Origin of the sequence: Streptococcus sp. HMSC065E03, assembly GCF_001815045.1 — a bacterium.
Taxonomy (GTDB): Bacteria; Bacillota; Bacilli; order Lactobacillales; family Streptococcaceae; genus Streptococcus; species Streptococcus parasanguinis_AD.
In genome coordinates this window covers 331,312-354,014 of record NZ_KV818853.1, presented here as the reverse complement: position 1 = coordinate 354,014, position 22,703 = coordinate 331,312, and the positions used below count along the sequence as shown (strand labels likewise).

The window sequence follows — 22,703 nt, the reverse complement described above, 5'->3', positions numbered from 1 at the left end:
ATGTGGAATGATGAAATCACATTGATAGGTTTTAAAATTACAGGCAAGGACAAGCTCAAGCAAGATCTGACTGAGAAAGTAAAGACTACAATCTTTTGTAAGAAGAAATCTATTACACGGTCCGAATTTTACCAAGCCAATCAGGCTGGCATTAGGCCCAATCTGATTGTTGATATTCATAGCTTTGAATATGACAATCAGGAATTTGCTGAATTTGGCGGTAAGGAATACCGGATTTTGAAGACATATCCAATCAACCTCAACATCCTTGAATTGACTTTAGTGGAGAAGATGACATGAGCCAAGATCTAGCCAGTCAAATTGCTAAAGCATTAGCAGAGTATTCCACGGAAGTTGAAGAAGAAGTGGATAAGATAGCAGAAGAAACAGCAGAAGAGGCCGTCCAAGAATTAAAAACCACAAGTCCAAAAAGTCCAAGGGCAAAAGGTGGTAAGTATGCCAAATCCTGGAAAAAAACAAAAATGGGGAAAGGTAATTTTGTAGTTCATAACACAAATTATCGTCTCCCACATTTGCTTGAATTTGGCCACTTAAAGAGGAACGGGGGACGGGTTTCCGGCATCGTACACATCAAGCCGGCAGAAGATCACGCTATTGAGAATTTTGAAAAGAAATTGAAGGAGCTTGGAAGATGAAGCTGTCAGAGTTTGCAGAAATTTTGGAACAGGCTGGGTTGCCAGTCACCTACAAGGCATTCAGGGAAGGAAATGTCCCTTCACTGCCCTACCTCATCTATTTTGAAAGCTTGCCATCTATCACAGGGACAGACAATCAAGCATCATACAAGATCCGTGCTGTCACTGTAGAATTAGCCTTTGAAAGAAAAGATGAGGAACTAGAAGAACGATTAGAAGAGCTGTGGAATGACCACAAGCTCTTTTATGATGTTCAAGAAGAAAATTTTATTGAATCAGAAAGACTGTTTGTGAAGTCTTATGAAGTCTATCTATATTGAGGAGGAAAGAAATGACTGAAAACAAAGTTACATTTGGACTTGAAAATGTCCATGTGGCACCAATCCAATCAATCAGTGAAGCAGGAGTGATCACTTATGGTCAAGTATTCCGCTTCCCCGGAGCGATGGAATTGACGCTGGACCCTAAAGGGGATTCAGGATCAGTGAAAGCTGATAACATTGATTATTACTTCGTCAACTCAAACGAAGGTTACGAAGGTAAATTCAAAGTCCCACACATCATTGAAGCATTCGCAACAAAAATTTTGGGCGACATCAAAGACTCTACAACAGGAGTGGTCACAGAAAAAGCAGATGCGAAGACAACCAACTTCGCACTTATGTTTGAATTTGCTGGCGATGCTAACAAGACACGCCATGTCATGTATTACTGTTCAGCAAGTCGCCCATCGAGCGGATCAGCTACCAAGAACGGAACCAACGTGAATGAACGTGAATTGAGCTTCAATGCCAGCCCTCGTCCCGGTGACCAAGTTGTGAAACGTTCCATCACATCAGCGGATGATCAAGAAGTTTATAAGAAATGGTTTGAAAAGGTCTATGAACCTAATCAAGCTTTGTAATTAAGGAGGCCTTAAATGCGTAAGAGTGTGACCATTAGTGAAAAGGAGTATGAGCTTGTAACCAATGCTTACACTCCTATCGCTTATAAGAGTGAGTTTGGGAAAGATTTCTTCCAAGATCTATTTGGAATGATCTCAAACCAGAATATCATGCAAATGGCTGAGAATGGCAACAATGAAGTTGACATCAACATGTTGGCTAATTTTGACATGACCTTCTTCAATCGCTTGTTTTGGGTGTTCACCAAATCAGGGAACCCATATATCAAGCCTTATGAACAATTTTTCATGGAAATGGAAGAATTTCCTTTGCAGGACATTGCTCCAATTCTAATGGGAATGATCAATGATACGATGACATCAAAAAAAAACCAGATGAGTCAGAATCAGCCAGTGATGAAATCTTTACAGTAGAATCTTATCTTTCTTGCTGTAAAGAAACTGGGCTTACAATTGATGATCTGAAGCACATTTCAATTGGAATGGCTCTGGACTATCAAACAGATTATGTGAATTTGCGTACTGAAAACAAATCAGAAACACGCAAGGCCACACAGTCAGATTTTGACTCATTCTAGTCTGAAATAGAGTGCTGAGAGGAAGAATCTGAGGTCAAGTTCATCGAATGAATGGACGATTGATCACAAGAATCCTTTAGGCGCTCTTTATATTTTTATGTGAAAGGAGGAAACATGGCCGGTAATATTAAAGGGATAAAAATTGAAATTGGCGGTGACACACAACCCCTTCAAAACGCCCTGAAAAAAGTAAATTCTGCCTCTATTGAAGCAGCAAAAGAATTGAAGAGCATTGACAAGGCTCTGAAATTTGACACAGGGAACGTGACCCTATTGGCTCAAAAGCAAGAAGTCCTTCAAAAGCAAGTCTCAACTACCAAGGAAAAACTGGAAACATTGAGACAGGCACAAGCACAAGTTGAAGCTCAATTCAAAAGTGGTGACATTGGAGCTGATCAATACCGTGCATTTCAACGGGAAGTGGTCCAGACAGAGAACATCCTGAAGGGCTATGAGAATAAGCTTGAGAATGTAAATAAGGCATTAGATGGAAATGGGAATGCTACCAAGTCCAACCGTGAACAACTGAAAGAGCTTCAAAACGAGCAACAGCGCCTTGCAAGTGAAGGTGACAAAGTTGTCAGCTCATTCAAGCTGCAAGAAAGCCAAATGGGTTCCAATGCTAGTGAAGCAGATAAGCTGGCACTTGCTGAACAGAAAATTGGGAAGCAAAGCGAGATTGTCGCCCAACAGGTTGAGAATCTTGAGAAACAGCTTGCTCTTGCAAAACAAGAGTATGGTGAGAACTCGACAGAAGTCAATAAGCTAGAAACTCAACTGAATGAGTCCAAGGCTGCCTTCAACGGGCTTTCCAATGAAATGGAGAATCTTGGTGAGTCAGGGAAGAAAGCTAGTAGCGGTCTTGAAGAGACAAATAAGCTTCTGAAAGCTGAATTGCTGAATCAATTCTCTGAGAAGTTATCTGAAATCAGTCAAAAGTTGGTTGATTTTGGGAAAAGCGCTCTGGACGCATTCCGGGAAATTGATGAAGGAATGGACACTATTGTCACCAAGACTGGTGCAAGTGGAAAGTCCCTTGAGCAGATGCAAGGAATTGCCAATGGCATAGCCACTGAAATGCCTACTGATTTCAGCAAAATCGGGAATGCAGTCGGTGAAGTTAACACCCAATTCGGCCTAACAGGGGATGCGCTCAAAACCACATCTGTTGACATGCTCAAGTTTGCAGAAATCAACGGATCTGACATCACGAATGCAACAATTCAGTCCAAGCAAGCCTTGGAAGCCTACGGATATTCTGTTGATTACCTATCTGATGTACTGGATAGCACCACTTATGTGGCACAATCCACAGGGGTTTCTGTTGATGACTTGATGAAGAAAGCAACAGATGGAGCGCCACAAATCAAGATGCTTGGTCTTGAATTTGATGAAGCTGTCACATTGATTGGTCAACTTGAACAGCATGGGGTTGATTCATCAGCAGCATTGTCAGGAATGACAAAGGCAGCAGGGGTCTACACCAAGCAAGGAAAGACCATGAAAGAAGGTCTCAAAGAGACCATTGAAGCAATCAAGAACAGTAAATCAGAGACTGAAGCAATGGGGATCGCTATGGAGATCTTTGGTGCCAAAAAGGCTCCTCAAATGGTCGATGCCATCAAGCGTGGAGCTTTGAGCTTTGATGAACTTGGAAAAACATCTAAAGAGTCAGCAGGGTTAGTTTCACAAACTTATGAAAGCACTCTAGATCCTATTGATAAATTCACGACAGCACAAAATGGCTTGAAAATTGTCATGGCTGAGGTCGGTGGAGCAATCGCTGAAACATTCGCTCCCGCCCTTGACATCATTGTGGATGTCTTCAAGAAAGTGGCAGAATGGATCAACAACTTACCTGGGCCCATCAAAAACTTTGTTGTAGTCTTTGGAACAATTGTAACAGTGGCCGGTGTACTTGCCCCAATCTTCCTCGCCCTTCAGGCGGCTGCTGTTGCTGTAGGAGCAAGTATAGGAGGGCTGATAGCTGCTGCATTGCCAATCATTGGAGTGATAGCCGCTGTTATTGCAGCAGTCACAGGAATAGTCTTGGTTATCAAGCACTTGTGGGAAACCAATGAGGGATTCAGGACCGCTGTTGAAACAGTCTGGAATGCTATCATGTCAGTCATCAACACTGTTGTCCAAGCCATTTCAAGCTTTGTTATGGAGATTTGGGGGACATTGACAACATGGTGGAATGATAATCAACAACTGATCAGACAGACAGCAGAGACCGTCTGGAATGCCATTTCAGCAGTAGTAACGACAGTCATGAATGTTCTTGGACCATTCATTGAGACTGCTTGGAACAATATTTCAACCATTGTTTCTACAGTATGGGACACCATCAAAACTGTTGTTGAAACAGCCATCAACGTGGTTTTAGGCATCATCAAGACTGTGATGCAGATCATCAACGGGGATTGGTCTGGGGCTTGGGAGACCATCAAGGGTATTGGTGAAAATATCTGGAACGGGATCAAAAGTATCTGTGAATCTGTATTCAATGCAATGGCTCAAATTTTATCTGGAATTTGGGACACAATTTCCGGTACGGCTTCAACTGTTTGGAACGGGATCAGCTCAACTCTATCTGGGATTTGGGATGGAATCACAGGAACAGTTTCAACTGTATTCAATGGGATTTCTAGCACAATTTCAGGAGTTTGGAATGATATCAGCTCAACCGCTTCAAGCATTTGGAATGGGATCAAAGACACAATTGACACAGCTATCAATGGAGCAAAAGATCTCGTAGGAAGAGCCATTGACGGAATTAAAGGTTTCTTCAATTTCCAATTCAAATGGCCACACATCCCATTACCTCACTTCAAGGCCAGCGGATCGCTGAATCCGATGGACTGGCTGAAAGGTAAAGGGATTCCAAGTATTGGAATTGACTGGTATGCCAAAGGTGGGATCTTAACCAAGCCCACAGCATTTGGCATGAACGGGAATAGCCTGATGGTTGGTGGGGAAGCTGGAAAAGAAGCAGTCCTACCACTGAATGAACGTAACTTGAGCGCCATTGGTCGGGGCATTGCCCAAACAATGGACCCACAAGGAACCGTGATCAATATCAACATCTCTGACAATATCATCAGAGAAGAAGCTGACATTGAGAAGATCGCTAATAAGGTATCTCAGAAGATAGCTGCTGAATTGAGAAGACAGAAAGAATTGAGAGGAGCGCCTGCATGGTAAAATACAACGAATTGATCATTGATGGAGTTGGAACTTCATCATTTCCATTTGATGTGATTGTGCTGGAAGGTCCTACAATTCAAGTTGGTCTCTCAAAGGATAAGCTGTTGAGCCATGATGGAGTTAGTGGATATATTGTTCAGTCGAATCCTCACAGAGAAGCGTTTGAAAAGAAATACACTCTTCAACTCATCAACCCAACAGAATTGCAAGTCCTTGAATTTGTCCAATTCCTTTCCAAAAGAAACTTCTGGCTTGAGAATCAACAGAACAAGCTCACAAGATGGTTCTGTTATCAGACAAAGGTGTCTGACACTCAGAGAGATAAAACTAAAATGTATTCTTTAGAGGTGACATTCATTTGTCACCCTACAAAATACATGAAGAACAACGATGTTCAAACTCTTACCTCAAATGGTGTTCTCAGGCTGCAAGGTAGCTCACTTGCGTTCCCTAAAATCACAATTAGAGGGACCAGCTCATCTGAGACTAGCTTCACGGTTGGGAAACAAACCATCAAGCTTGAGCAACTATCTGATAGCGCTGTGATGGTGAATGATCCACAGAATCCAAGTTTCCTTGACAAGAAAGGGAATCTGGTGAAGTGGTCAGGAGACTTCATCACAATTGACGCTAACCAAGGCCAGAAGACTGTTGGTGTGGTTTTAGGGCCAGGTATTCAATCACTTGTCTTCGAAACTAATTGGGGGTGGTTATAATTCTATATCTATTAGACAGAAATGTTCAAACAGTGAAATGGAATGGGCAACCACTCCATGAAGCAACAAAAGCAGAAGTTGAAGAAGTAACCAATGAGAGCTACACACTCAAGGTTGACTATCCAATCACAGACACTGAAATTTATAAGAAATTTCAGGAAGACATGCTCATCATCGCCCCAACTCCTGTCACTGGCCGGCAATTGTTCCGGATCAAGGAAATCAGCGAGCAAGATGACACAGTGAACCTGACTTGCCAGCACATCACAGAAGACATCTTCAAGCGCTCTGTTCGTCCTATCAAGGTTTCAAACTCAACCTGTCAAATCGCCTTGAATGCTATGATTTCAGCAGTCAAGACACCACTTGGAAAATTTTCATTCACAAGTAACATTATGGACAATAGAACCTTCAACACCACAGAGGATGAAACGCTCTATAAGATCCTGATGGATGGAAAACATTCCATTGTAGGTGCTTGGGAAGGTGAGATGATCCGTGACAACTTCCTGATTGACATTCCAAAGAGTCGGGGAATTGATCGTGGTGTGGTTATTACTACGCATCAAAACTTGAAGCAGTATGAACGGAATAAGAGCAGTTCAAGCATCATCACAAGACTGCATCTGAAATCAACCTTCAAGCCAGAGGGAGCAGAAGAAGACACGGTTCTGAAAGTCACTGTGGACAGCCCCCTCATTGGCAATTATCCTTATATCAATGAAGCTGAGTATGAGAACAATGATCTTACTACAGAGGAAGAATTGAGAAAATGGGGTGAAGCCAAATTCAAGAATGGTGACATTGACAAGTCCACTGATCAGATCAAAGTTGAAGCTTATGAGCTAGATGGTCAAACTGTGCATCTTGGTGACACAGTGACCATCATGAGCTTGAAGCATGATGTCATGTTGAAGAAAAAAGCTGTGGGCTATGTCTTTGATGCTCTGTCAGAAGAGTATATCTCTCTTACATTCGATGACAAGGCTGGCCACGGTGGAGGCATGTCAGGCTCAAATGGAATTTCTGATGTAGCATCTGAAATCCTTGATACAGTCCAAAAAACTCAAGAGGATGATGAATACTACAAGAAATTGAAAGTATTGGTTGATAATGCCAACAGGGTCTTTGAAGACAAAGCAGGAGCCTTGAAACAAGAGATCACAGATGGCATTGAGGAAGCCAAGGCTCAGGCTGAAGTAGTCAAAGAAGAAATCTCAGCGCAAGTCACTGAGAAGATCAATGCTGCTAACCAGAAGAACAAAACTGAAATTGTAGAAGAGTTCAAAGCTCAATACAATGGCATTGAAGTGACGATGGAAGGCTTAAAGACTACAACTGAAAAGCTCATTGAAAAAGATGTTGAAGTCAAAGAGCTAGTTGATAAATTCAAACAGTCTACAGAAAGCCAATTCACTGACTTAAAAGGCGCACAATCACGCTTTGAGCAGACAACTGAAAAAGCTATCTCTGACCTGACCAATGTCACAGCTGGCAAAGCAGATCGCTCTTATGTCGAGCAGACAGTAAATGGTATCAAAGAAGAGTTCACAAGTCTGAAAGTAGGTTCAAGAAACTACGCTGAAGACTATGATTTCACTCGTGGTTTGTGGTTTTTTGCTCACGGTGATTCAAGTGATTCAACTGGTACATCAGAGAATGGTGTTTATACCATCACAGGCAATACAAACACTTGGAAGCAAGCGCAGCTATTCTCTAGCACTGCACCAAGTTGGGCTACTTCAAAAACAACTGCTCTGGATTATCTAGAAAAAGGTGAGCCTTACACGCTTTCGTTCTATGCTAAAAGAAATAGTGGATCTGGAACAATGTGGGCTTCCTTGCGTGAGAATAGAAAAGCTGGCTTCAATCCAGAAAGAATCTATGCCCAATTTCAATTGACTGATGAATGGAAATTGTACAAAGTTTCTGTTCCAGCGCTAGAAAAAAGCGATGAGTTTGATTTCTGGCGCATCATTATTGGCTATAGTGAAGCAGGCTCAATTTCATTCAAGAGGGTAGAGCTAACACAAAGCAATACCAGAACAGATGCAGGACCTGCTCCAGAAGATCAAGAAGCTATTGTCACAAACGCTTCAGCATCATTTGAACGTACCGCAAAAGGACTTAAAACACAAATCACAGCACTTGAACAGTACACTGGAGAGAGTGGAATCCTTGAATCTAGGCTAAAACGCTATACAGAAGAGCAAACAAGCAATACCCTGAAGACAATTCGTGAGAATCTATCTGAGAATTACATTTCTAAGAATAAGTACACAGAAGATTCTGAGGGGATCACAAGAAGGATCGAAGCTCTAGGAAGTCAGATTGACCAAGAAAACCTTGTGAAATTAGCTGACAGCTTAACTGAATATACAGCGCCCAACAATGGCACAACCAGAATTACGTCCGTAGAAAACGGGATTTTCAAAATGAAAGTTTCCGGATCTCCTGCAAATTCTTATACATTTGCAGGTCCAACATTCCCACTGTATATCAATAAGATGACTCAAGGTGAATACTATTCATTAGGTTTTGAATATCAAGTGAGAAGTGATGTTGAATGTGATAAAGGAATAGCAGTTACACTCAAACGACATTCAAATAATAAGCAAGTATTTGGGAAGAGTTTTGCAGATAAAACAACAGCAAAAAACACATGGCTGAAAGCTGAGTTCACATTCCTAGCAACTGATTTTGAATTTGATACCTCTGGAAGTTTTCCACTATACTTCTATGCAGTCAACAATGCACACTTTTGGATTCGCAAACCAATATTGGTCAAAGGGCCAAAAGTACCTCCATACAAGCCTAACAGCTTGGACACAATCAACTCACGAATTGAGAGCAAACTTGCTGAATACAAGCAGACTGTTGATGGTCAATTCTCAACATTCTCAACTGAGTTTGGGAATAATCTGAGATATGCAACAGAAGGTCTAAACAATAAGCTTGCAACTCAGGAACAGTCACTTACAACCAAAATTGAAGAGCAAGCACACTCAACAGATGTCAAACTGGCAACTCAAGCAGATGAGACAAACAAGAAATTATCTAGTCAAAATTCTGTCCTCAATGACAAGTTAGATGATTTCAAGGACAGCATCAACGGGCGCTTTGCTAACTATCAGCAAACAGTCAACGGGCAAATATCAACAATTGTCAGCCAATTCGATGGAGTTCTCAAGAAAACAGACATTAATATCACAGATGGTCAAATTTCGTTTGGTACAGGTAAGAGCATCAACGGAAGGACCATCAGTTCATTGCTTGTACAAGAACCAGAAGCCATTGCCTTGATCGCTCAATTGATCAAGGTTAAAGGTGACATGGTAGTTGATGGATCCATCACAAGCAGGCATCTGGCTTCTCAGAGCGTCCGAACTGGTCACATGGAATCTGGATCAGTAACCACTCAAATTCTGGCCAGCAATGCAGTCACAGCAGATAAGTTGTTAGTAGATTCAGCCATGATCAACAAATTTGTATCAAATCAAGCTTTTATTAGAGAACTGATTTCACAACAGGCTTTTATTACTGAGTTGAATTCCATCAAGATTGCTGCTGAAAGAATTCAAGGTGGACGATTGAGTGCCAACAACGGGGCTACAGTATTTGACTTAGATAACGGGACTATCAATCTATTTTCAAATACTGGCACAATTCGAAGAATCGATGATACAAGCTCCTCACAATTTATCAAATTTAACCAAGTTGGTCTTATTGGTGAGTATCTAAGAGACAATAAGGCTGCCAGAATCGTCATAGGAACAAATCAAGACAAAACTGAAAATACAGAAAATGGAACATTTGCTGGGATGCGCTTGTGGTCAGGAGCGAAGAATGATGTAAAAGAATCTTTGTACGAACTTGTTGGTGATCGAATCATATTCTATGCAAATGGTCAGTATAGAAGTCCTTGGATTATTCACAATAATACTAAAGATGGAAATAGCTATTTGATTCCAATGAATGAAAAAGGCGTTAAACATAATTTAGGGCGTGGCGATAAACATTTTAGCAAAGCTTATATAGATGATCTATTTATTGGGAAAGGATCACAAAATGTAGGAGGCTATCTATGGGATATCTTGACTTGTTTTGGTATTCTCGCTCGTTATGGTTGGGATCTAAAAAATGGAGCTGTTCAAAATCATATAAAATCAAATCTCATCAATAAATATGGCTTTAAATAGAAAGGAAATTAACATGAACGAAAATATTCTACTAGCTATGATTGCTGAATTAAACAAGCAATTAGGCGACAAAACACTCGGAGAGATTGAGTTTAAAGCTCGATGTACTTACCTACAAGAAAAACTAGATCAGCTCACACAAGAGCTAGAAATCTATCGCTCTGTCCTAGAATCTGACAAAGATTTGAAGGACCTATTTGAAGAAGTTAAGAATAAAAATGAGGTAAATGCTTAATGAATTATAAAGTACAGTTCAAATCCTATGATCCAGTAGCTAATGCCACAAAGGTTTCCATCAAGCAAGATTACCCTTACCGGGTATTTGAAGAATCCCTTCCAAATAACCGCATGGGAGATGAAGAGACAGCCCTTGTGGATGCTGTTCTAAATCTTGTCCGAATGGAATTGGATCCATCTGGCGCTATCGTGGCGCTCAAGAAAGAGCTTGACAAGTCCGTTGATGCCAATAAGAACGCTATCCAGAAAATTCAAGAACTCACTCAAGAGAACGAAAAGAAAGATGTCCTAATCCAAAATAACAAAGCTCTTGCTGACTGGTCTGTCCTTGTAGCTGTGACCAATCAAGATAATCCACTTGATCCAACTCTCTACAAGCGAGCACTTGAGCTTGTGGAAGTTGCTCAAGTAGGCAAGACCTACAAGCAACATGACATCTTCACCTTGATTGATCCAGACCACACTGAAAAATTCAGTGAAGGGAAACGTGTTCTTGTTCAAGTCAACTATGATTTCACCTACAATGGCGAATCCATCAAAGACTTGAAAGGCCCACTTCTCCAAAATGGGAAACTGGCAATCTACAATTGGGAAGTTCCCAAAGAAGAGAAGCAAAACAAGCCATCAGGAGATCTTGAAACTCAACCAGTAGCACATCCTGAATCCTAATTGAAGGGAGTGTGATTGATGTATCAAGAACCAGATGGAATTTTTGGAATTATTGAAGTAGTACGTGACTTCTATGATCACGGAATTGATGAACACATGATTGTATTTCTCTTGATGGCCATTGTGGCTCTAGATATCGTTTTAGGGGTGGCTAGAGCATGGGCCTATCATGAGTTCTCAAGTAGAAAATGGAGAAAAGGGCTAGTAAGTCACACAGCTATGATTTTAATCACAGCCATTGGCTATCCATTCGCTCTATACATGAATCTTGGACCCGTAGTTGATGCCTTCATTGTCGCAATGATGGCAGCCTACGGTTCCAGCATCCTTGCCAGCCTTTCAGCTCTGGGAGTTGAAATTCCTGGCCTAGATCGCCTTGTGAAACAAAATATTGATCATGAGAAATTTCAGTTAAAAGATGGCTTGGAAGAGCCTAGTAAACTAATCAAAAAAGGAGAAAAGAAAAAATGAATCAAATCACTGATATCGTAACAACTAGCGCAATGAGTATTCTTGTAATTTTGGTTGGAATTGTTGTCCAGGCAGTCAAAAAATATCTCTTGACTCGTGGAGGAAAGAAAGCTCTTGAAGTGGCTGAAATCCTTGCAAACAACGCTGTGCATGCCACTGAACAAGTAGCAGGAACATTGGACATCCACGGCAAGGATAAGATGGAGCATGCTAAAACTAGCTTGATTGAGGGACTAGAAGCATATAACATCAATTTGACCAATGACCAATTAAACACATTCATTGAGGCTGCTGTCAAGAAAGCCAATGAACAATGGAAGAAATGAGGTTCAAAAATGGTAGCAACAAATGACATTTTAAGTTTTTCAGAATCTTTGGCCAATCAAGGTGTTGGAGCCGATGCAGATGGTGCGTACGGGACCCAATGTGTTGACTTACCAAATTCAATTTCTATCAACTTTTTCGGGAAAGCTCTCTGGGGAAATGCTATTGACCTACTTAATTCAGCCGCTGGGTTAGGGTATGAAGTAGTATATGATGCAGTAGGAGTCAACCCACGAGCAGGAGCCATCTTTGTCATGGATACAACTTATCTGTATGGCCATCCTTATGGTCACACAGGAATTGTGATTGAGGATAGTGATGGAGTCACTATGAGAACCATTGAACAGAACATTGATGGAAATGCTGATTCCCTCTATGTTGGAGGTCCTGCACGATACAATACACGCAACTTTGATGGAATTGTTGGATGGTTCTATTTCCCAACTGATGACACATCTGTGGCATTCGAACAGCCAGAACCATCAGAACCATTGACAATTGAATCAAGTGGCTTCAATCCAGAAACAGGAACATTCACTGTTGAAGTATCTGCTCTAAATGTACGAGCTGAAGCCGGTCTTGGAGCTGAGATTGTAGCTGTGTATAGTGTAGGTCAAGAAATCAACTATGATGGATGGATTGACAATGATGGCTATATTTGGATCACATACATTGGCGGTTCTGGAAATCGTAGATATGTGGCAGTAGGACAATCTGAAAATGGGCAACGCATCACAGATTTTGGATCTTTTAAATAGATCTCTGTGATTTGTAGAATAAGAGGATTTAGATGAGCGGAAAAAATTCAACTAATCTGAAACAGACAAAAGGTGGGGAAGTCATCAAGCAAGGTGACTCCTCATCCATCTTTGAATATGAATTATTAGACTATGATGGCAACAAATTCAGCTCTCTTGATGGAAAAAACGCTAAGATCAAAATAGCAAATGCCAAAGGAAAGAAGACAATTGAAACTGTTGTAGAAAATTCTAAAATTCAGTTCAAACTTGAAAAAATTCTACCTACAGGCATCTATCAAGTTGAGGTTGAATGTGATGGCTTCATCTTCCCTAGCGATAAGAGTGCTAAAATTGATATAATTCAATCCATTGAAAATTATCAAATAAGCAACATTGTTGAAATTGATAAAGTCAACATTCAGGAAGAAATAGCTGCATACATGGCCACACATCAAATTCAGCCTTACAACGACAGCCAAATCATCAAGAGAATTGAAACACTGGAAAATAGACCACAAGCACATCCAGAGGTTGTTGACTTAACAAACTATTTGACATCAGATCAATCGTATCAAACATTTGTGACCTACAGCGCTCTTCAATCTCAGATGACAACCAACATCAAGGAAAAGCATCTAGAACTTGGAATTGATGCCCTGATAGATGAGAAACTAAAAAATGGCGGTGATTCATTCATCACTGGCCATCAAGCAGAAAACATTTTTGCTTCAAAACAAGAGCTTGCTGCTATCGTTTCACGAGTTCAAGCGCTAGAAAATAAAGCATAGTTTTCACCCTCCAAAATGGAGGGTTTTTTCTGTTATAATGGAAAATTTCAGGAATGTCTGTTATAACCTCAACAACTATCAAAAAAATCTTTTCCTATTAAATAACTTCCTTTTATGTATGAGATAAAAAATAAAACTTGAACTTTCTTGGAAGCTATGCTAAACTAACAATGTGAGCAATGAACTTGTGGAGTTTTAGAAGTCAGTACCTAAAACAGACCCTAAAACCTAAAAACAGCGATATAATTGAGTTTTAGAAACTCCCACCGGCTCCATATTTTTATTCATGGAAGATTACTCAAGAGGCTTAAGAGGCCGTGTTGGAAACGCGGTAGGCGTGTAAAAGCGTGCGTGGGTTCGAATCCCATGTCTTCCGTTGTTGAGACATCATTGTGTAGCAGTGGTGTTTTTTTGTACAAAAAAGAGTCCCAAAAATAGACAAGTGAGGGAGGAGACAAAGTGATTGCACAGCTAGATACCAAATCAGTCTATACTTTTATGGAAAGCCTTGTGACCATAAAAGACTATGTCCACGTGGCTAAAAGCATGGGGTATGACGCATTGGGAATCATGGATGTAGATAATTTGTATGGTGCTTATGAATTTATCGAAGCCTGTCAGGCCCACAATCTCAGCCCCTTGGTCGGATTAGAAGTTGGACTAGAAGTAGACAATGAAACAATTCCGTTTCGGATGATGGCCCTGTCAACGAAGGGCTACCAGAATCTGATGAAGATGTCGACCGTCAAAATGATGGGGAAGAGCAATTGGGAGGATGTGAAGCACCTAACAGAAGGAGTAGCAGTTATTGTCCCAGCGCCTTTTGCTAGTGGAGACTTGCCGTTTGGTCTAGATTACTTCATCGGAGTTTTTGCGGATACGCCGGTTCAAGAGTTTAGCCACCCTGTGCTCCCTCTTCATACCGTTCGATTTTTTGAGGCGGGAGATATGGAAGCCATGCAGATGCTGGCAGCCATCAAGGACAATCAAAGCTTGACGGAAACAGGGCCAATTGATCAGACAACAGTCCTAAAAACTCCTCAGGATTTAAAGAATGATTTTGCAGAGCGATTTCCTCAAGCCATCACAAATCTGGAAAACCTTGTTCAAGGGATTCAATATGACATTGATACCCAGTTGAAATTGCCTCGCTTCAATCCTCAGAAACCAGCTGTTGAGGAACTCAGAGAATTAGCTCAAGCGGGTCTCCTTCGAAAGAACTTGACTAGTCCGGTCTATCAAGAACGTCTGGAGCATGAATTAGACATTATTCACCAAATGGGCTTTGATGACTATTTCTTGATTGTCTGGGACCTTCTTCGTTTCGGACGGAGTCAAGGCTATTATATGGGAATGGGACGTGGGTCTGCTGTAGGCTCACTGGTAGCCTATGCATTAGGAATTACAGGGATTGACCCTGTGGAGAAGAACCTCCTCTTTGAGCGCTTTTTAAATGTGGAGCGCTACACCATGCCGGATATTGATATTGATATTCCTGATATCTATCGTCCAGAATTTATCCGCTATGTGCGAGACCGTTACGGGAGTTACCATGCAGCTCAGATCGTGACCTTTTCAACCTTTGGGGCCAAACAAGCCATTCGAGATGTCTTTAAACGTTTTGGGGTACCAGAGTACGAATTGACCTCCATTACCAAGCGGATTGGCTTTAGGGATACACTGACGACAGCTTATGAACAGAATCTAGCTTTTCGACAAGTGATTCATAGCCGAGCAGAATTTGAGCGTGGCTTTGAAATTGCCAAAAGAATAGAAGGCCAACCAAGGCAGACCTCTATCCATGCGGCTGGGGTTGTGATGAGTGACCAGGATTTGACGGATCACATTCCTCTCAAGTATGGAGAAGACATGTTTGTCACCCAGTATGATGCCCATGCGGTTGAAGCCAATGGTCTGTTGAAGATGGACTTTTTGGGTCTGCGAAATTTAACCTTTGTTCAGAAAATGAAGGAAGCCGTCTATGAAAAGTACCAAGAAGAGATCGTGATTGAAGCCATTGATTTAGAAGATCCAGAAACCTTGGCCTTGTTTGCTGCTGGGGATACCAAGGGGATTTTCCAATTTGAACAGGCTGGAGCCATTCGCCTCTTGAGACGTGTGAGACCCAATCATTTCGAAGAAGTGGTAGCGACCACCTCTCTCAATCGTCCAGGGGCTAGTGATTACATTGATAATTTCGTCAAAAGAAAGCACGGCCAAGAAAAAGTTGAGATTTTAGATCCAGCTATTGAAGAAATCTTAAGGCCCACTTATGGGATCATGCTCTACCAAGAGCAGGTCATGCAGGTTGCCCAGCGTTTTGCAGGCTTTAGTCTAGGGAAAGCCGATATTTTACGTCGGGCTATGGGCAAAAAAAATGCAGCTGAAATGCATCAGATGGAAGACGATTTTGTCGCAGGTGCTCTTAAACTTGGGCATACGGAAGAAAAAGCTAAAGAGGTCTTTGCAATCATGGAAAAATTCGCAGGCTATGGGTTTAACCGTTCCCATGCCTACGCCTATTCTGCCTTGGCCTTTCAGATGGCCTATTTCAAGGTCCATTATCCAGATGTTTTCTTTGATGTTATGCTCAATTATTCGAGCAGCGATTATCTGACAGATGCTCTCCAGTTTGATTTTAAAGTCGCGCCATTATCCATCAACACCATCCCTTACAGAGATAAGTTCCAGGATCGAAAAATCTACTTGGGAATGAAAAATATCAAGGGACTCCCAAGAGATTTCGCGTATTGGATCATTGATAATCGTCCCTTTGAAAGTGTCGAAGATTTTATTTTACGCCTCCCCAATCAGTATCATAAATTACCTCTGTTAACACCTTTAGTGGAGCTTGGATTGTTTGATATTTTTGAAAAAAATAGGCGCAAGGTGCTTCACAATTTGCCGAATTTGTTTGTCTTTGCCGATGAGCTAGGTAGTTTATTTGCAGATTCTAACTATTCCTGGACAGAAGCAGAAGACTTTAGCCAAGCTGAAAAATATGAGAAGGAAGAGGCCATTATTGGTGTCGGGCTCAGTACTCACCCATTGGTTGCGATTGGGCAAACGAGTCCCTACGAGATCCAACCAATTTCTCAAATCATACAAGGAGAGCAGGTACGCATTCTCATTGAGGTACAAAGCATTCGAACCATTCGAACCAAGTCAGGTGATCTCATGGCTTTCTTACAAGTCAGTGATACCAAGAAAAAATTGGATGTGACCCTTTTCCCTGAAACCTACAATCGATTTTCCTCCTTGATAAAAGAAGGTGGCTTTTATTACTTGACAGGGAAGATACAAGAGCGTGATGGGCGCTTGCAGATGATTCTAGCAGAGGCACAACTAGCGACCAATGAAAAGTTCTGGATCCAGTTGCTCGATCATCGTCAGGATAAAACAATTCTTTCTATCTTGAAAAAATATCCGGGCCCATATCCTGTGATATTACGCTATGAAGACGAGAAAAAAACTCTACAATTGAAGGGCTATACAGTCCAGAAAAACAAAGAATTGGAAGATGAATTAAAGAATCTCGTTATGAAAACGATTTATCGGTAAAAACTGCGAAAAATACGAGAATTTTAGTCTTCTTTGTGTTATAATTACGTAGAATGTAAAAGAAAAAAAGGAGCAAACAACGAAATGAAACGTATTGCTGTTTTAACTAGTGGTGGAGATGCCCCTGGTATGAACGCTGCCATCCGTGCAGTTGTTCGTCAAGCAATTTCAGAAGGAATGGAAGTTTTCGGTATCTATGATGGATATGCGGGAATGGTTGCTGGTAAAATTCAGCCTCTTGACGCCTCATCTGTTGGAGATATTATCTCCCGTGGTGGTACCTTCCTTCATTCAGCTCGTTACCCTGAATTCGCTCAACGCGAAGGTCAATTAAAAGGGATCGAGCAATTGAAGAAACACGGGATCGAAGGTGTTGTCGTTATTGGTGGAGATGGTTCTTACCATGGTGCGATGCGCTTGACTGAGCTTGGATTCCCAGCTGTTGGTCTTCCTGGTACGATCGACAACGATATCGTCGGAACTGACTTTACAATTGGTTTTGATACGGCAGTCACAACTGCAATGGACGCGATCGATAAGATCCGTGATACTTCATCTAGTCACCACCGTACTTTCGTAATTGAAGTTATGGGACGTAACGCTGGAGATATCGCTCTTTGGGCAGGGATTGCATCTGGTGCAGATGAAATCATCATCCCTGAAGAAGGATTCAAGATCGAAGATGTTGTTGAGAGCATCAAAGAAGGTTACGCAAAAGGTCGTACCCACAACATCATCATCTTGGCTGAAGGCGTGATGTCTGCAGATGAATTTGGTAAAGCGTTGAAAGAAGCTGGTGATGAAAGTGACCTTCGTGTGACTGAGCTTGGCCACATCCAACGTGGTGGTTCACCTACTGCGCGTGACCGTGTTCTTGCTTCACGTATGGGAGCACATGCAGTTAAATTGTTGAAACAAGGAATCGGTGGTGTAGCCGTTGGTATCCGTAATGAAAAAATGGTGGAAAACCCAATCCTTGGTAAAGCAGAAGAAGGAGCCCTCTTTAGCTTGACAGAAGATGGTAAGATTGTGGTAAACAATCCACATAAAGCTGATCTTGGTCTTGCCGAGTTGAACCGTAGCTTGTCTTCAATCTAATTTTATTTCATAAATTCGTTAACCTTGTCTTAAAAAGACAGATATATTTAAAAAGGAGTCATATATATCATGAACAAACGTGTAAAAATCGTTGCAACTTTAGGTCCTGCGGTAGAAATCCGTGGCGGTAAAAAATTCGGTGAAGATGGATACTGGGCTGAAAAACTTGACGTTGAAGCTTCAGCACAAAACATTGCTAAATTGATCGAAGCTGGTGCGAACACTTTCCGTTTCAACTTCTCACACGGTGACCACCAAGAACAAGGTGAACGTATGGCGACTGTTAAACGTGCAGAAGAAATCGCTGGTAAAAAAGTTGGTTACCTTCTTGATACAAAAGGTCCTGAAATCCGTACTGAATTGTTCGAAGGCGAAGCTAAAGAATATTCATACAAGACTGGTGAACGTATCCGCGTTGCTACAAAACAAGGTATTAAATCAACTCGTGAAGTGATTGCTTTGAACGTTGCTGGTGCGCTTGACATCTTTGATGACGTTGAAGTTGGACACCAAGTATTGGTTGATGATGGTAAATTGGGTCTTCGCGTTGTAGAAAAAGACGCTGCAAAACGTGAATTTGTTGTTGAAGTTGAAAACGATGGTATCATCGCTAAACAAAAAGGTGTAAACATCCCTAACACTAAGATTCCTTTCCCAGCACTTGCTGAACGTGATAACGACGATATCCGTTTCGGTTTGGAACAAGGTATCAACTTCATCGCGATCTCATTCGTACGTACTGCAAAAGACGTTCAAGAAGTTCGTGCTATCTGTGAAGAAACTGGTAACAGCCACGTTCAATTGTTTGCGAAAATCGAAAACCAACAAGGTATCGAAAACTTGGATGAAATCATCGAAGTTACTGATGGTATCATGATCGCTCGTGGTGACATGGGTATCGAAGTACCATTCGAAATGGTTCCAGTTTACCAAAAAATGATTACTTCTAAAGTAAATGCTGCTGGTAAAGTTGTTATCACTGCAACAAACATGCTTGAAACAATGACTGAAAAACCACGTGCTACACGTTCTGAAGTATCTGACGTCTTCAACGCTGTTATCGATGGTACTGATGCTACAATGCTTTCAGGTGAGTCTGCAAACGGTAAATACCCACTTGAATCTGTAGCTACAATGGCGAAAATCGACATGAACGCTCAAACACTTTTGAAAGAATATGGTCGTTTGAACCCAGCTTCATTCGAACGTAACTCTAAGACAGAAGTTATGGCTTCAGCTGTTAAAGATGCTACAAACTCAATGGATATCAAATTGGTTGTAACCTTGACTAAGACAGGTCACACTGCACGTTTGATCTCTAAATACCGTCCAGATGCTGATATCTTGGCATTGACATTTGACGAATTGACAGAACGTGGATTGATGTTGAACTGGGGTGTTATCCCAATGTTGACAGATGCTCCTTCATCAACTGATGATATGTTCGAAATTGCTGAACGTAAAGCAGTTGAAGCTGGTCTTGTTAAATCTGGTGATGATATCGTTATCGTTGCTGGTGTACCAGTTGGAGAAGCTGTTCGTACAAACACAATGCGTATCCGTACAGTACGTTAATAGACAATTATATCTAAAAGCCTTGCTGGTTGGTCCGAAAGGATTGACCGCGAGGTTTTTCTTTTTCTTCTGGTGTGTGTTGATAAGAATTCTCACTAATGCTTACTTTCTCTTTTTTAAAGATCAAAAACATGGTATAATAAATAAAAAGGAAGGGAGACATACATGCCAAGGAGAGATTTAATTAGAAATGTCATAATTGTCGGTGTACTGGTTTTGGCACTGATTTTGCTTCGAATCTTTGTATTTCATCCATTTAGTATCAATGATAAAATGGCCAATGCTTCTGTGAAAACTGGAGATCTTGTGGTAGCAACTAGAAACGCTCAGGTAGATCGCAGTGATTTGGTCTTATATAAGGTCGGTGGAAAAGAATACCTTGGACGTGTCATTGCCAAAGAAAACGACGAAGTCAGCTACGTAGATGACGTCCTCTATTTGAATGGACAGGCAACACCAGAACCTTACCTGAATAAAATGCTGAATAAACACCTAGCTGCTCCAACGAGTAATGGGTATTATACGGATGATTTCTTTTTATCAGAGTTAAAAGGGACCAAGGCTGGTCGTGTACCATCGGATACTTATCTAGTCTTAAATGATAACCGTGGGGATACAGAAGATAGCCGTGAGTTTGGTTATATCCATAAAAATCAGATCGAAGGAGTCGTGAATCTGCGTCTCTATCCTCTCAATAAATTTGGATTTATAAAAGTAGAAGAATAGCCGAAAGGCTATTTTTTTTATAAATATCAAAATGAACTAGTTTTTTTCCATTTTTGTGGTAAGATGTTCATTAAATAATTTTTTAGGAGGAGAATGCTATGCAGTATGCTTTGGAAATTTTACCAAGTTTGTTAAAGGGAGCAAGCCTCACCTTGCAAGTGTTTGCTTTCGTATTGATTTTATCGATTCCGCTAGGAATCGTTGTTGCTTTTTTGCTTCAGTTGCGCTCAAAGATCCTGCATGGACTCCTAACGATTTATATCTGGATCATGCGAGGAACTCCTCTTTTGCTTCAGTTGATCTTTATTTATTACGTCCTTCCAAGTATTGGGATTCGGATTGATCGCTTGCCTGCAGCTATCACAGCCTTCACTCTCAATTATGCAGCCTATTTTGCGGAAATCTTCCGTGGAGGAATTGTCGCCATTCCGACAGGTCAGTATGAGGCGGCCAAGGTCTTGAAATTGAGTTCATGGCAAACAATTCGCTATATCATTTTGCCTCAGGTGGTGAAGATCGTTCTTCCAAGTGTCTTCAATGAAGTCATGTCCTTGATTAAAGACACCTCCTTGGTCTATGCTCTGGGAATTAGTGATTTGATCCTGGCTAGTCGGACGGCAGCCAATCGTGATGCCAGTCTAGCGCCTATGTTTTTGGCGGGAGCTATTTATTTAATCCTCATTGGGATCGTGACCATCATTGCTAAGCGAGTTGAAAAGAACTTTTCATATTATAAATAGGAGGAGAAGCATATGTTAGAATTAAAACAAATTTCGAAACGGTTTGGGGATAAGCAGATCTTATCAGATTTCAATCTTCTCGTTCCTGAAAAACAAATCGTCGCCATTGTTGGTCCTTCTGGGGGAGGAAAAACCACCTTGCTTCGCATGCTAGCTGGTCTTGAAACCATTGATTCTGGTCAGATCATTTACAATGGTGAAAACTTGCCTCTGGATGCCTTAGAAAAACGAAATCTTCTCGGTTTTGTCTTTCAAGATTTTCAATTGTTTCCACATTTATCGGTCTTGGAAAACCTTATCTTGTCTCCTGTTAAGACCATGAATGTGACTAAGGAAGAAGCGAGTAAAAAAGCCATGAGCTTACTGGAGCGTCTAGGACTCGAACAACATGCGGATGCTTATCCCTTCTCTCTATCTGGTGGTCAGAAGCAACGGGTGGCATTGGCTCGTGCTATGATGATCGATCCAGAAATTATTGGCTATGATGAGCCGACTTCGGCCTTGGATCCAGAATTGCGATTAGAAGTTGAGAAGTTAATCTTGCAAAACCGTGAACTGGGGGTGACTCAGATCGTTGTTACCCATGATATTCCGTTTGCAGAAGCAATTGCGGATGTTCTTCTCAAGGTTGAGCCTAAATAGGAGGAGACTATGAAACGAGTAATACCATGGCTGATAGGTGTCCTTAGTCTCGCTCTTCTGACTGCCTGTGGACAGACAGTCAGTGATCCTAAAGTGGACAACTGGCAAAAATACCAAAAAGAGCAGTCCATCACGATTGGTTTTGATAATACTTTCGTTCCCATGGGCTTTGAGCAAAAAGATGGGAGCTACGCTGGTTTTGACATTGATTTGGCCAATCAAGTCTTTGAATCTTATGGGATTCATGTCAACTGGCAACCCATTGATTGGGATATGAAAGAAACGGAACTGAAAAATGGGACCATTGATGCCATCTGGAATGGCTATTCGGCAACAGATGAACGTCGGGAAAGTGTTGCTTTTACCAAGCCCTATATGAAAAATGAACAAGTCTTGGTCACTAAGAAAGCCTCTGGGATCCAATCAGTCGATGGGATGAAAGAGAAACGATTAGGTGCCCAGACCGGATCGTCTGGCTATATGGATTTTGAAGCCAATCCTAAAATCTTAAAAAATAAGGTTAAAAATCAAAAGGCTACCCAATACCAGAGTTTCAACGAGGCGCTGATCGATCTTCAGAATGATCGGATCGATGGCCTCTTAATCGACCGTGTCTATGCCAACTATTATCTGCAAACGGAAGGAATTTTAAAAGACTACAATGTCTTTCCTGTCGGTTTTGAGACAGAATCCTTTGCGGTAGGGGTGCGCAAGGCGGATAAAACTTTGAAGAAAAAAATTGATGAAGCATTCGTAAAACTTTATCAAAAGGGCCAGTTCCAAAAGATCTCTAAGAAGTGGTTCGGAACGGATGTAGCAACAGACGATATCAAGTAATAAAGAGAGTGGGACAGAAATCGGTAATTCGT

Annotated in this window: 21 protein-coding genes and 1 tRNA gene; all 22 read left to right on the top strand. The window is 41.3% G+C overall.

What is annotated here, in order from left to right; all coding sequences use genetic code 11:
* Positions 1–300, top strand: a complete 300-nt coding sequence (locus HMPREF3002_RS08410; RefSeq protein WP_021152936.1) for a phage head closure protein — start codon at positions 1–3, stop codon at positions 298–300.
* Positions 297–656, top strand: coding sequence for an HK97 gp10 family phage protein (locus tag HMPREF3002_RS08405; RefSeq protein ID WP_049483851.1), 360 nt, complete (start codon positions 297–299; stop codon positions 654–656). Before HMPREF3002_RS08410 ends, HMPREF3002_RS08405 begins: the two co-directional genes overlap by 4 nt.
* A complete protein-coding gene (locus tag HMPREF3002_RS08400) occupies positions 653–976 on the top strand; it encodes a hypothetical protein (protein WP_049483850.1) in 324 nt (107 codons plus the stop codon). Before HMPREF3002_RS08405 ends, HMPREF3002_RS08400 begins: the two co-directional genes overlap by 4 nt.
* A gap of 11 nt (positions 977–987) precedes the next feature.
* The gene (locus HMPREF3002_RS08395) at positions 988–1,560 is read left to right on the top strand and encodes a major tail protein (protein ID WP_070666171.1); all 573 of its coding nucleotides are present in this window, start codon (positions 988–990) and stop codon (positions 1,558–1,560) included.
* A 15-nt stretch (positions 1,561–1,575) separates the two neighbouring features.
* Positions 1,576–1,974, top strand: coding sequence for a hypothetical protein (locus tag HMPREF3002_RS08390; RefSeq protein WP_070666168.1), 399 nt, complete (start codon positions 1,576–1,578; stop codon positions 1,972–1,974).
* Positions 1,975–2,252: 278 nt separating this feature from the next.
* Positions 2,253–5,345 carry a phage tail tape measure protein gene (locus HMPREF3002_RS08385; protein ID WP_070666165.1) on the top strand — a complete coding sequence of 1,031 codons (3,093 nt, stop codon included), beginning with the start codon at positions 2,253–2,255 and terminating at the stop codon, positions 5,343–5,345.
* Positions 5,339–6,064: a phage tail protein gene (locus tag HMPREF3002_RS08380; protein ID WP_070666163.1), complete on the top strand. Its 726-nt coding sequence runs from the start codon at positions 5,339–5,341 to the stop codon at positions 6,062–6,064. Before HMPREF3002_RS08385 ends, HMPREF3002_RS08380 begins: the two co-directional genes overlap by 7 nt.
* Before the next feature lie 32 nt (positions 6,065–6,096).
* Positions 6,097–10,263, top strand: a complete 4,167-nt coding sequence (locus tag HMPREF3002_RS08375; RefSeq protein ID WP_070666160.1) for a phage tail spike protein — start codon at positions 6,097–6,099, stop codon at positions 10,261–10,263.
* Between the two features lie 13 nt (positions 10,264–10,276).
* Positions 10,277–10,498 (top strand): hypothetical protein, encoded by a 222-nt coding sequence (locus HMPREF3002_RS08370; RefSeq protein ID WP_070666157.1) that lies wholly within the window; start codon positions 10,277–10,279, stop codon positions 10,496–10,498.
* The gene (locus HMPREF3002_RS08365) at positions 10,498–11,169 is read left to right on the top strand and encodes a hypothetical protein (RefSeq protein ID WP_070666154.1); all 672 of its coding nucleotides are present in this window, start codon (positions 10,498–10,500) and stop codon (positions 11,167–11,169) included. The genes HMPREF3002_RS08370 and HMPREF3002_RS08365 overlap by 1 nt, the downstream gene beginning before the upstream one ends.
* An 18-nt stretch (positions 11,170–11,187) precedes the next feature.
* The gene (locus HMPREF3002_RS08360; protein ID WP_070594910.1) at positions 11,188–11,640 is read left to right on the top strand and encodes a phage holin family protein; all 453 of its coding nucleotides are present in this window, start codon (positions 11,188–11,190) and stop codon (positions 11,638–11,640) included.
* Positions 11,637–11,966 (top strand): phage holin, encoded by a 330-nt coding sequence (locus HMPREF3002_RS08355; protein WP_070594909.1) that lies wholly within the window; start codon positions 11,637–11,639, stop codon positions 11,964–11,966. The genes HMPREF3002_RS08360 and HMPREF3002_RS08355 overlap by 4 nt, the downstream gene beginning before the upstream one ends.
* A 9-nt stretch (positions 11,967–11,975) precedes the next feature.
* The gene (locus tag HMPREF3002_RS08350) at positions 11,976–12,722 is read left to right on the top strand and encodes a CHAP domain-containing protein (protein ID WP_070666151.1); all 747 of its coding nucleotides are present in this window, start codon (positions 11,976–11,978) and stop codon (positions 12,720–12,722) included.
* Positions 12,723–12,754: 32 nt separating this feature from the next.
* A complete protein-coding gene (locus HMPREF3002_RS08345) occupies positions 12,755–13,492 on the top strand; it encodes a hypothetical protein (protein WP_070666148.1) in 738 nt (245 codons plus the stop codon).
* Positions 13,493–13,780: 288 nt separating this feature from the next.
* Positions 13,781–13,868 (top strand) — tRNA-Ser (locus tag HMPREF3002_RS08340).
* An 83-nt stretch (positions 13,869–13,951) separates the two neighbouring features.
* Complete coding sequence (locus HMPREF3002_RS08335; protein WP_070666145.1) at positions 13,952–17,053, top strand: DNA polymerase III subunit alpha; 3,102 nt, start codon at positions 13,952–13,954, stop codon at positions 17,051–17,053.
* Between the two features lie 84 nt (positions 17,054–17,137).
* Complete coding sequence (gene pfkA, locus HMPREF3002_RS08330) at positions 17,138–18,151, top strand: 6-phosphofructokinase (RefSeq protein WP_021152956.1); 1,014 nt, start codon at positions 17,138–17,140, stop codon at positions 18,149–18,151.
* Positions 18,152–18,220: 69 nt separating this feature from the next.
* Entirely contained in the window at positions 18,221–19,726 is a 1,506-nt protein-coding gene (pyk, locus tag HMPREF3002_RS08325; protein WP_013903352.1) for a pyruvate kinase, read from the top strand.
* A 165-nt stretch (positions 19,727–19,891) separates the two neighbouring features.
* On the top strand, positions 19,892–20,452 hold the full coding sequence (lepB, locus tag HMPREF3002_RS08320; protein ID WP_003006560.1) for a signal peptidase I: 561 nt from the start codon (positions 19,892–19,894) through the stop codon (positions 20,450–20,452).
* Between the two features lie 98 nt (positions 20,453–20,550).
* The gene (locus tag HMPREF3002_RS08315) at positions 20,551–21,192 is read left to right on the top strand and encodes an amino acid ABC transporter permease (RefSeq protein ID WP_023917742.1); all 642 of its coding nucleotides are present in this window, start codon (positions 20,551–20,553) and stop codon (positions 21,190–21,192) included.
* A gap of 12 nt (positions 21,193–21,204) precedes the next feature.
* Positions 21,205–21,834: an amino acid ABC transporter ATP-binding protein gene (locus HMPREF3002_RS08310; protein WP_023917743.1), complete on the top strand. Its 630-nt coding sequence runs from the start codon at positions 21,205–21,207 to the stop codon at positions 21,832–21,834.
* 9 nt (positions 21,835–21,843) lie between these two features.
* A complete protein-coding gene (locus tag HMPREF3002_RS08305; protein WP_023917745.1) occupies positions 21,844–22,671 on the top strand; it encodes an amino acid ABC transporter substrate-binding protein in 828 nt (275 codons plus the stop codon).
* Positions 22,672–22,703 lie beyond the last annotated feature (32 nt).

Bases quoted from the DNA above. Each gene is read 5' to 3' on its own strand.
- HMPREF3002_RS08385 (WP_070666165.1), top strand. From the start codon at position 2,253: ATGGCCGGTAATATTAAAGGGATAAAAATTGAAATTGGCGGTGACACA.
- HMPREF3002_RS08400 (WP_049483850.1), top strand. From the start codon at position 653: ATGAAGCTGTCAGAGTTTGCAGAAATTTTGGAACAGGCTGGGTTGCCA.
- HMPREF3002_RS08390 (WP_070666168.1), top strand. From the start codon at position 1,576: ATGCGTAAGAGTGTGACCATTAGTGAAAAGGAGTATGAGCTTGTAACC.
- HMPREF3002_RS08370 (WP_070666157.1), top strand. From the start codon at position 10,277: ATGAACGAAAATATTCTACTAGCTATGATTGCTGAATTAAACAAGCAA.
- HMPREF3002_RS08310 (WP_023917743.1), top strand. From the start codon at position 21,205: ATGTTAGAATTAAAACAAATTTCGAAACGGTTTGGGGATAAGCAGATC.
- HMPREF3002_RS08365 (WP_070666154.1), top strand. From the start codon at position 10,498: ATGAATTATAAAGTACAGTTCAAATCCTATGATCCAGTAGCTAATGCC.
- pfkA (WP_021152956.1), top strand. From the start codon at position 17,138: ATGAAACGTATTGCTGTTTTAACTAGTGGTGGAGATGCCCCTGGTATG.
- lepB (WP_003006560.1), top strand. From the start codon at position 19,892: ATGCCAAGGAGAGATTTAATTAGAAATGTCATAATTGTCGGTGTACTG.
- HMPREF3002_RS08315 (WP_023917742.1), top strand. From the start codon at position 20,551: ATGCAGTATGCTTTGGAAATTTTACCAAGTTTGTTAAAGGGAGCAAGC.
- HMPREF3002_RS08345 (WP_070666148.1), top strand. From the start codon at position 12,755: ATGAGCGGAAAAAATTCAACTAATCTGAAACAGACAAAAGGTGGGGAA.
- HMPREF3002_RS08405 (WP_049483851.1), top strand. From the start codon at position 297: ATGAGCCAAGATCTAGCCAGTCAAATTGCTAAAGCATTAGCAGAGTAT.
- HMPREF3002_RS08410 (WP_021152936.1), top strand. From the start codon at position 1: ATGTGGAATGATGAAATCACATTGATAGGTTTTAAAATTACAGGCAAG.
- pyk (WP_013903352.1), top strand. From the start codon at position 18,221: ATGAACAAACGTGTAAAAATCGTTGCAACTTTAGGTCCTGCGGTAGAA.
- HMPREF3002_RS08380 (WP_070666163.1), top strand. From the start codon at position 5,339: ATGGTAAAATACAACGAATTGATCATTGATGGAGTTGGAACTTCATCA.
- HMPREF3002_RS08360 (WP_070594910.1), top strand. From the start codon at position 11,188: ATGTATCAAGAACCAGATGGAATTTTTGGAATTATTGAAGTAGTACGT.
- HMPREF3002_RS08355 (WP_070594909.1), top strand. From the start codon at position 11,637: ATGAATCAAATCACTGATATCGTAACAACTAGCGCAATGAGTATTCTT.
- HMPREF3002_RS08305 (WP_023917745.1), top strand. From the start codon at position 21,844: ATGAAACGAGTAATACCATGGCTGATAGGTGTCCTTAGTCTCGCTCTT.
- HMPREF3002_RS08350 (WP_070666151.1), top strand. From the start codon at position 11,976: ATGGTAGCAACAAATGACATTTTAAGTTTTTCAGAATCTTTGGCCAAT.
- HMPREF3002_RS08395 (WP_070666171.1), top strand. From the start codon at position 988: ATGACTGAAAACAAAGTTACATTTGGACTTGAAAATGTCCATGTGGCA.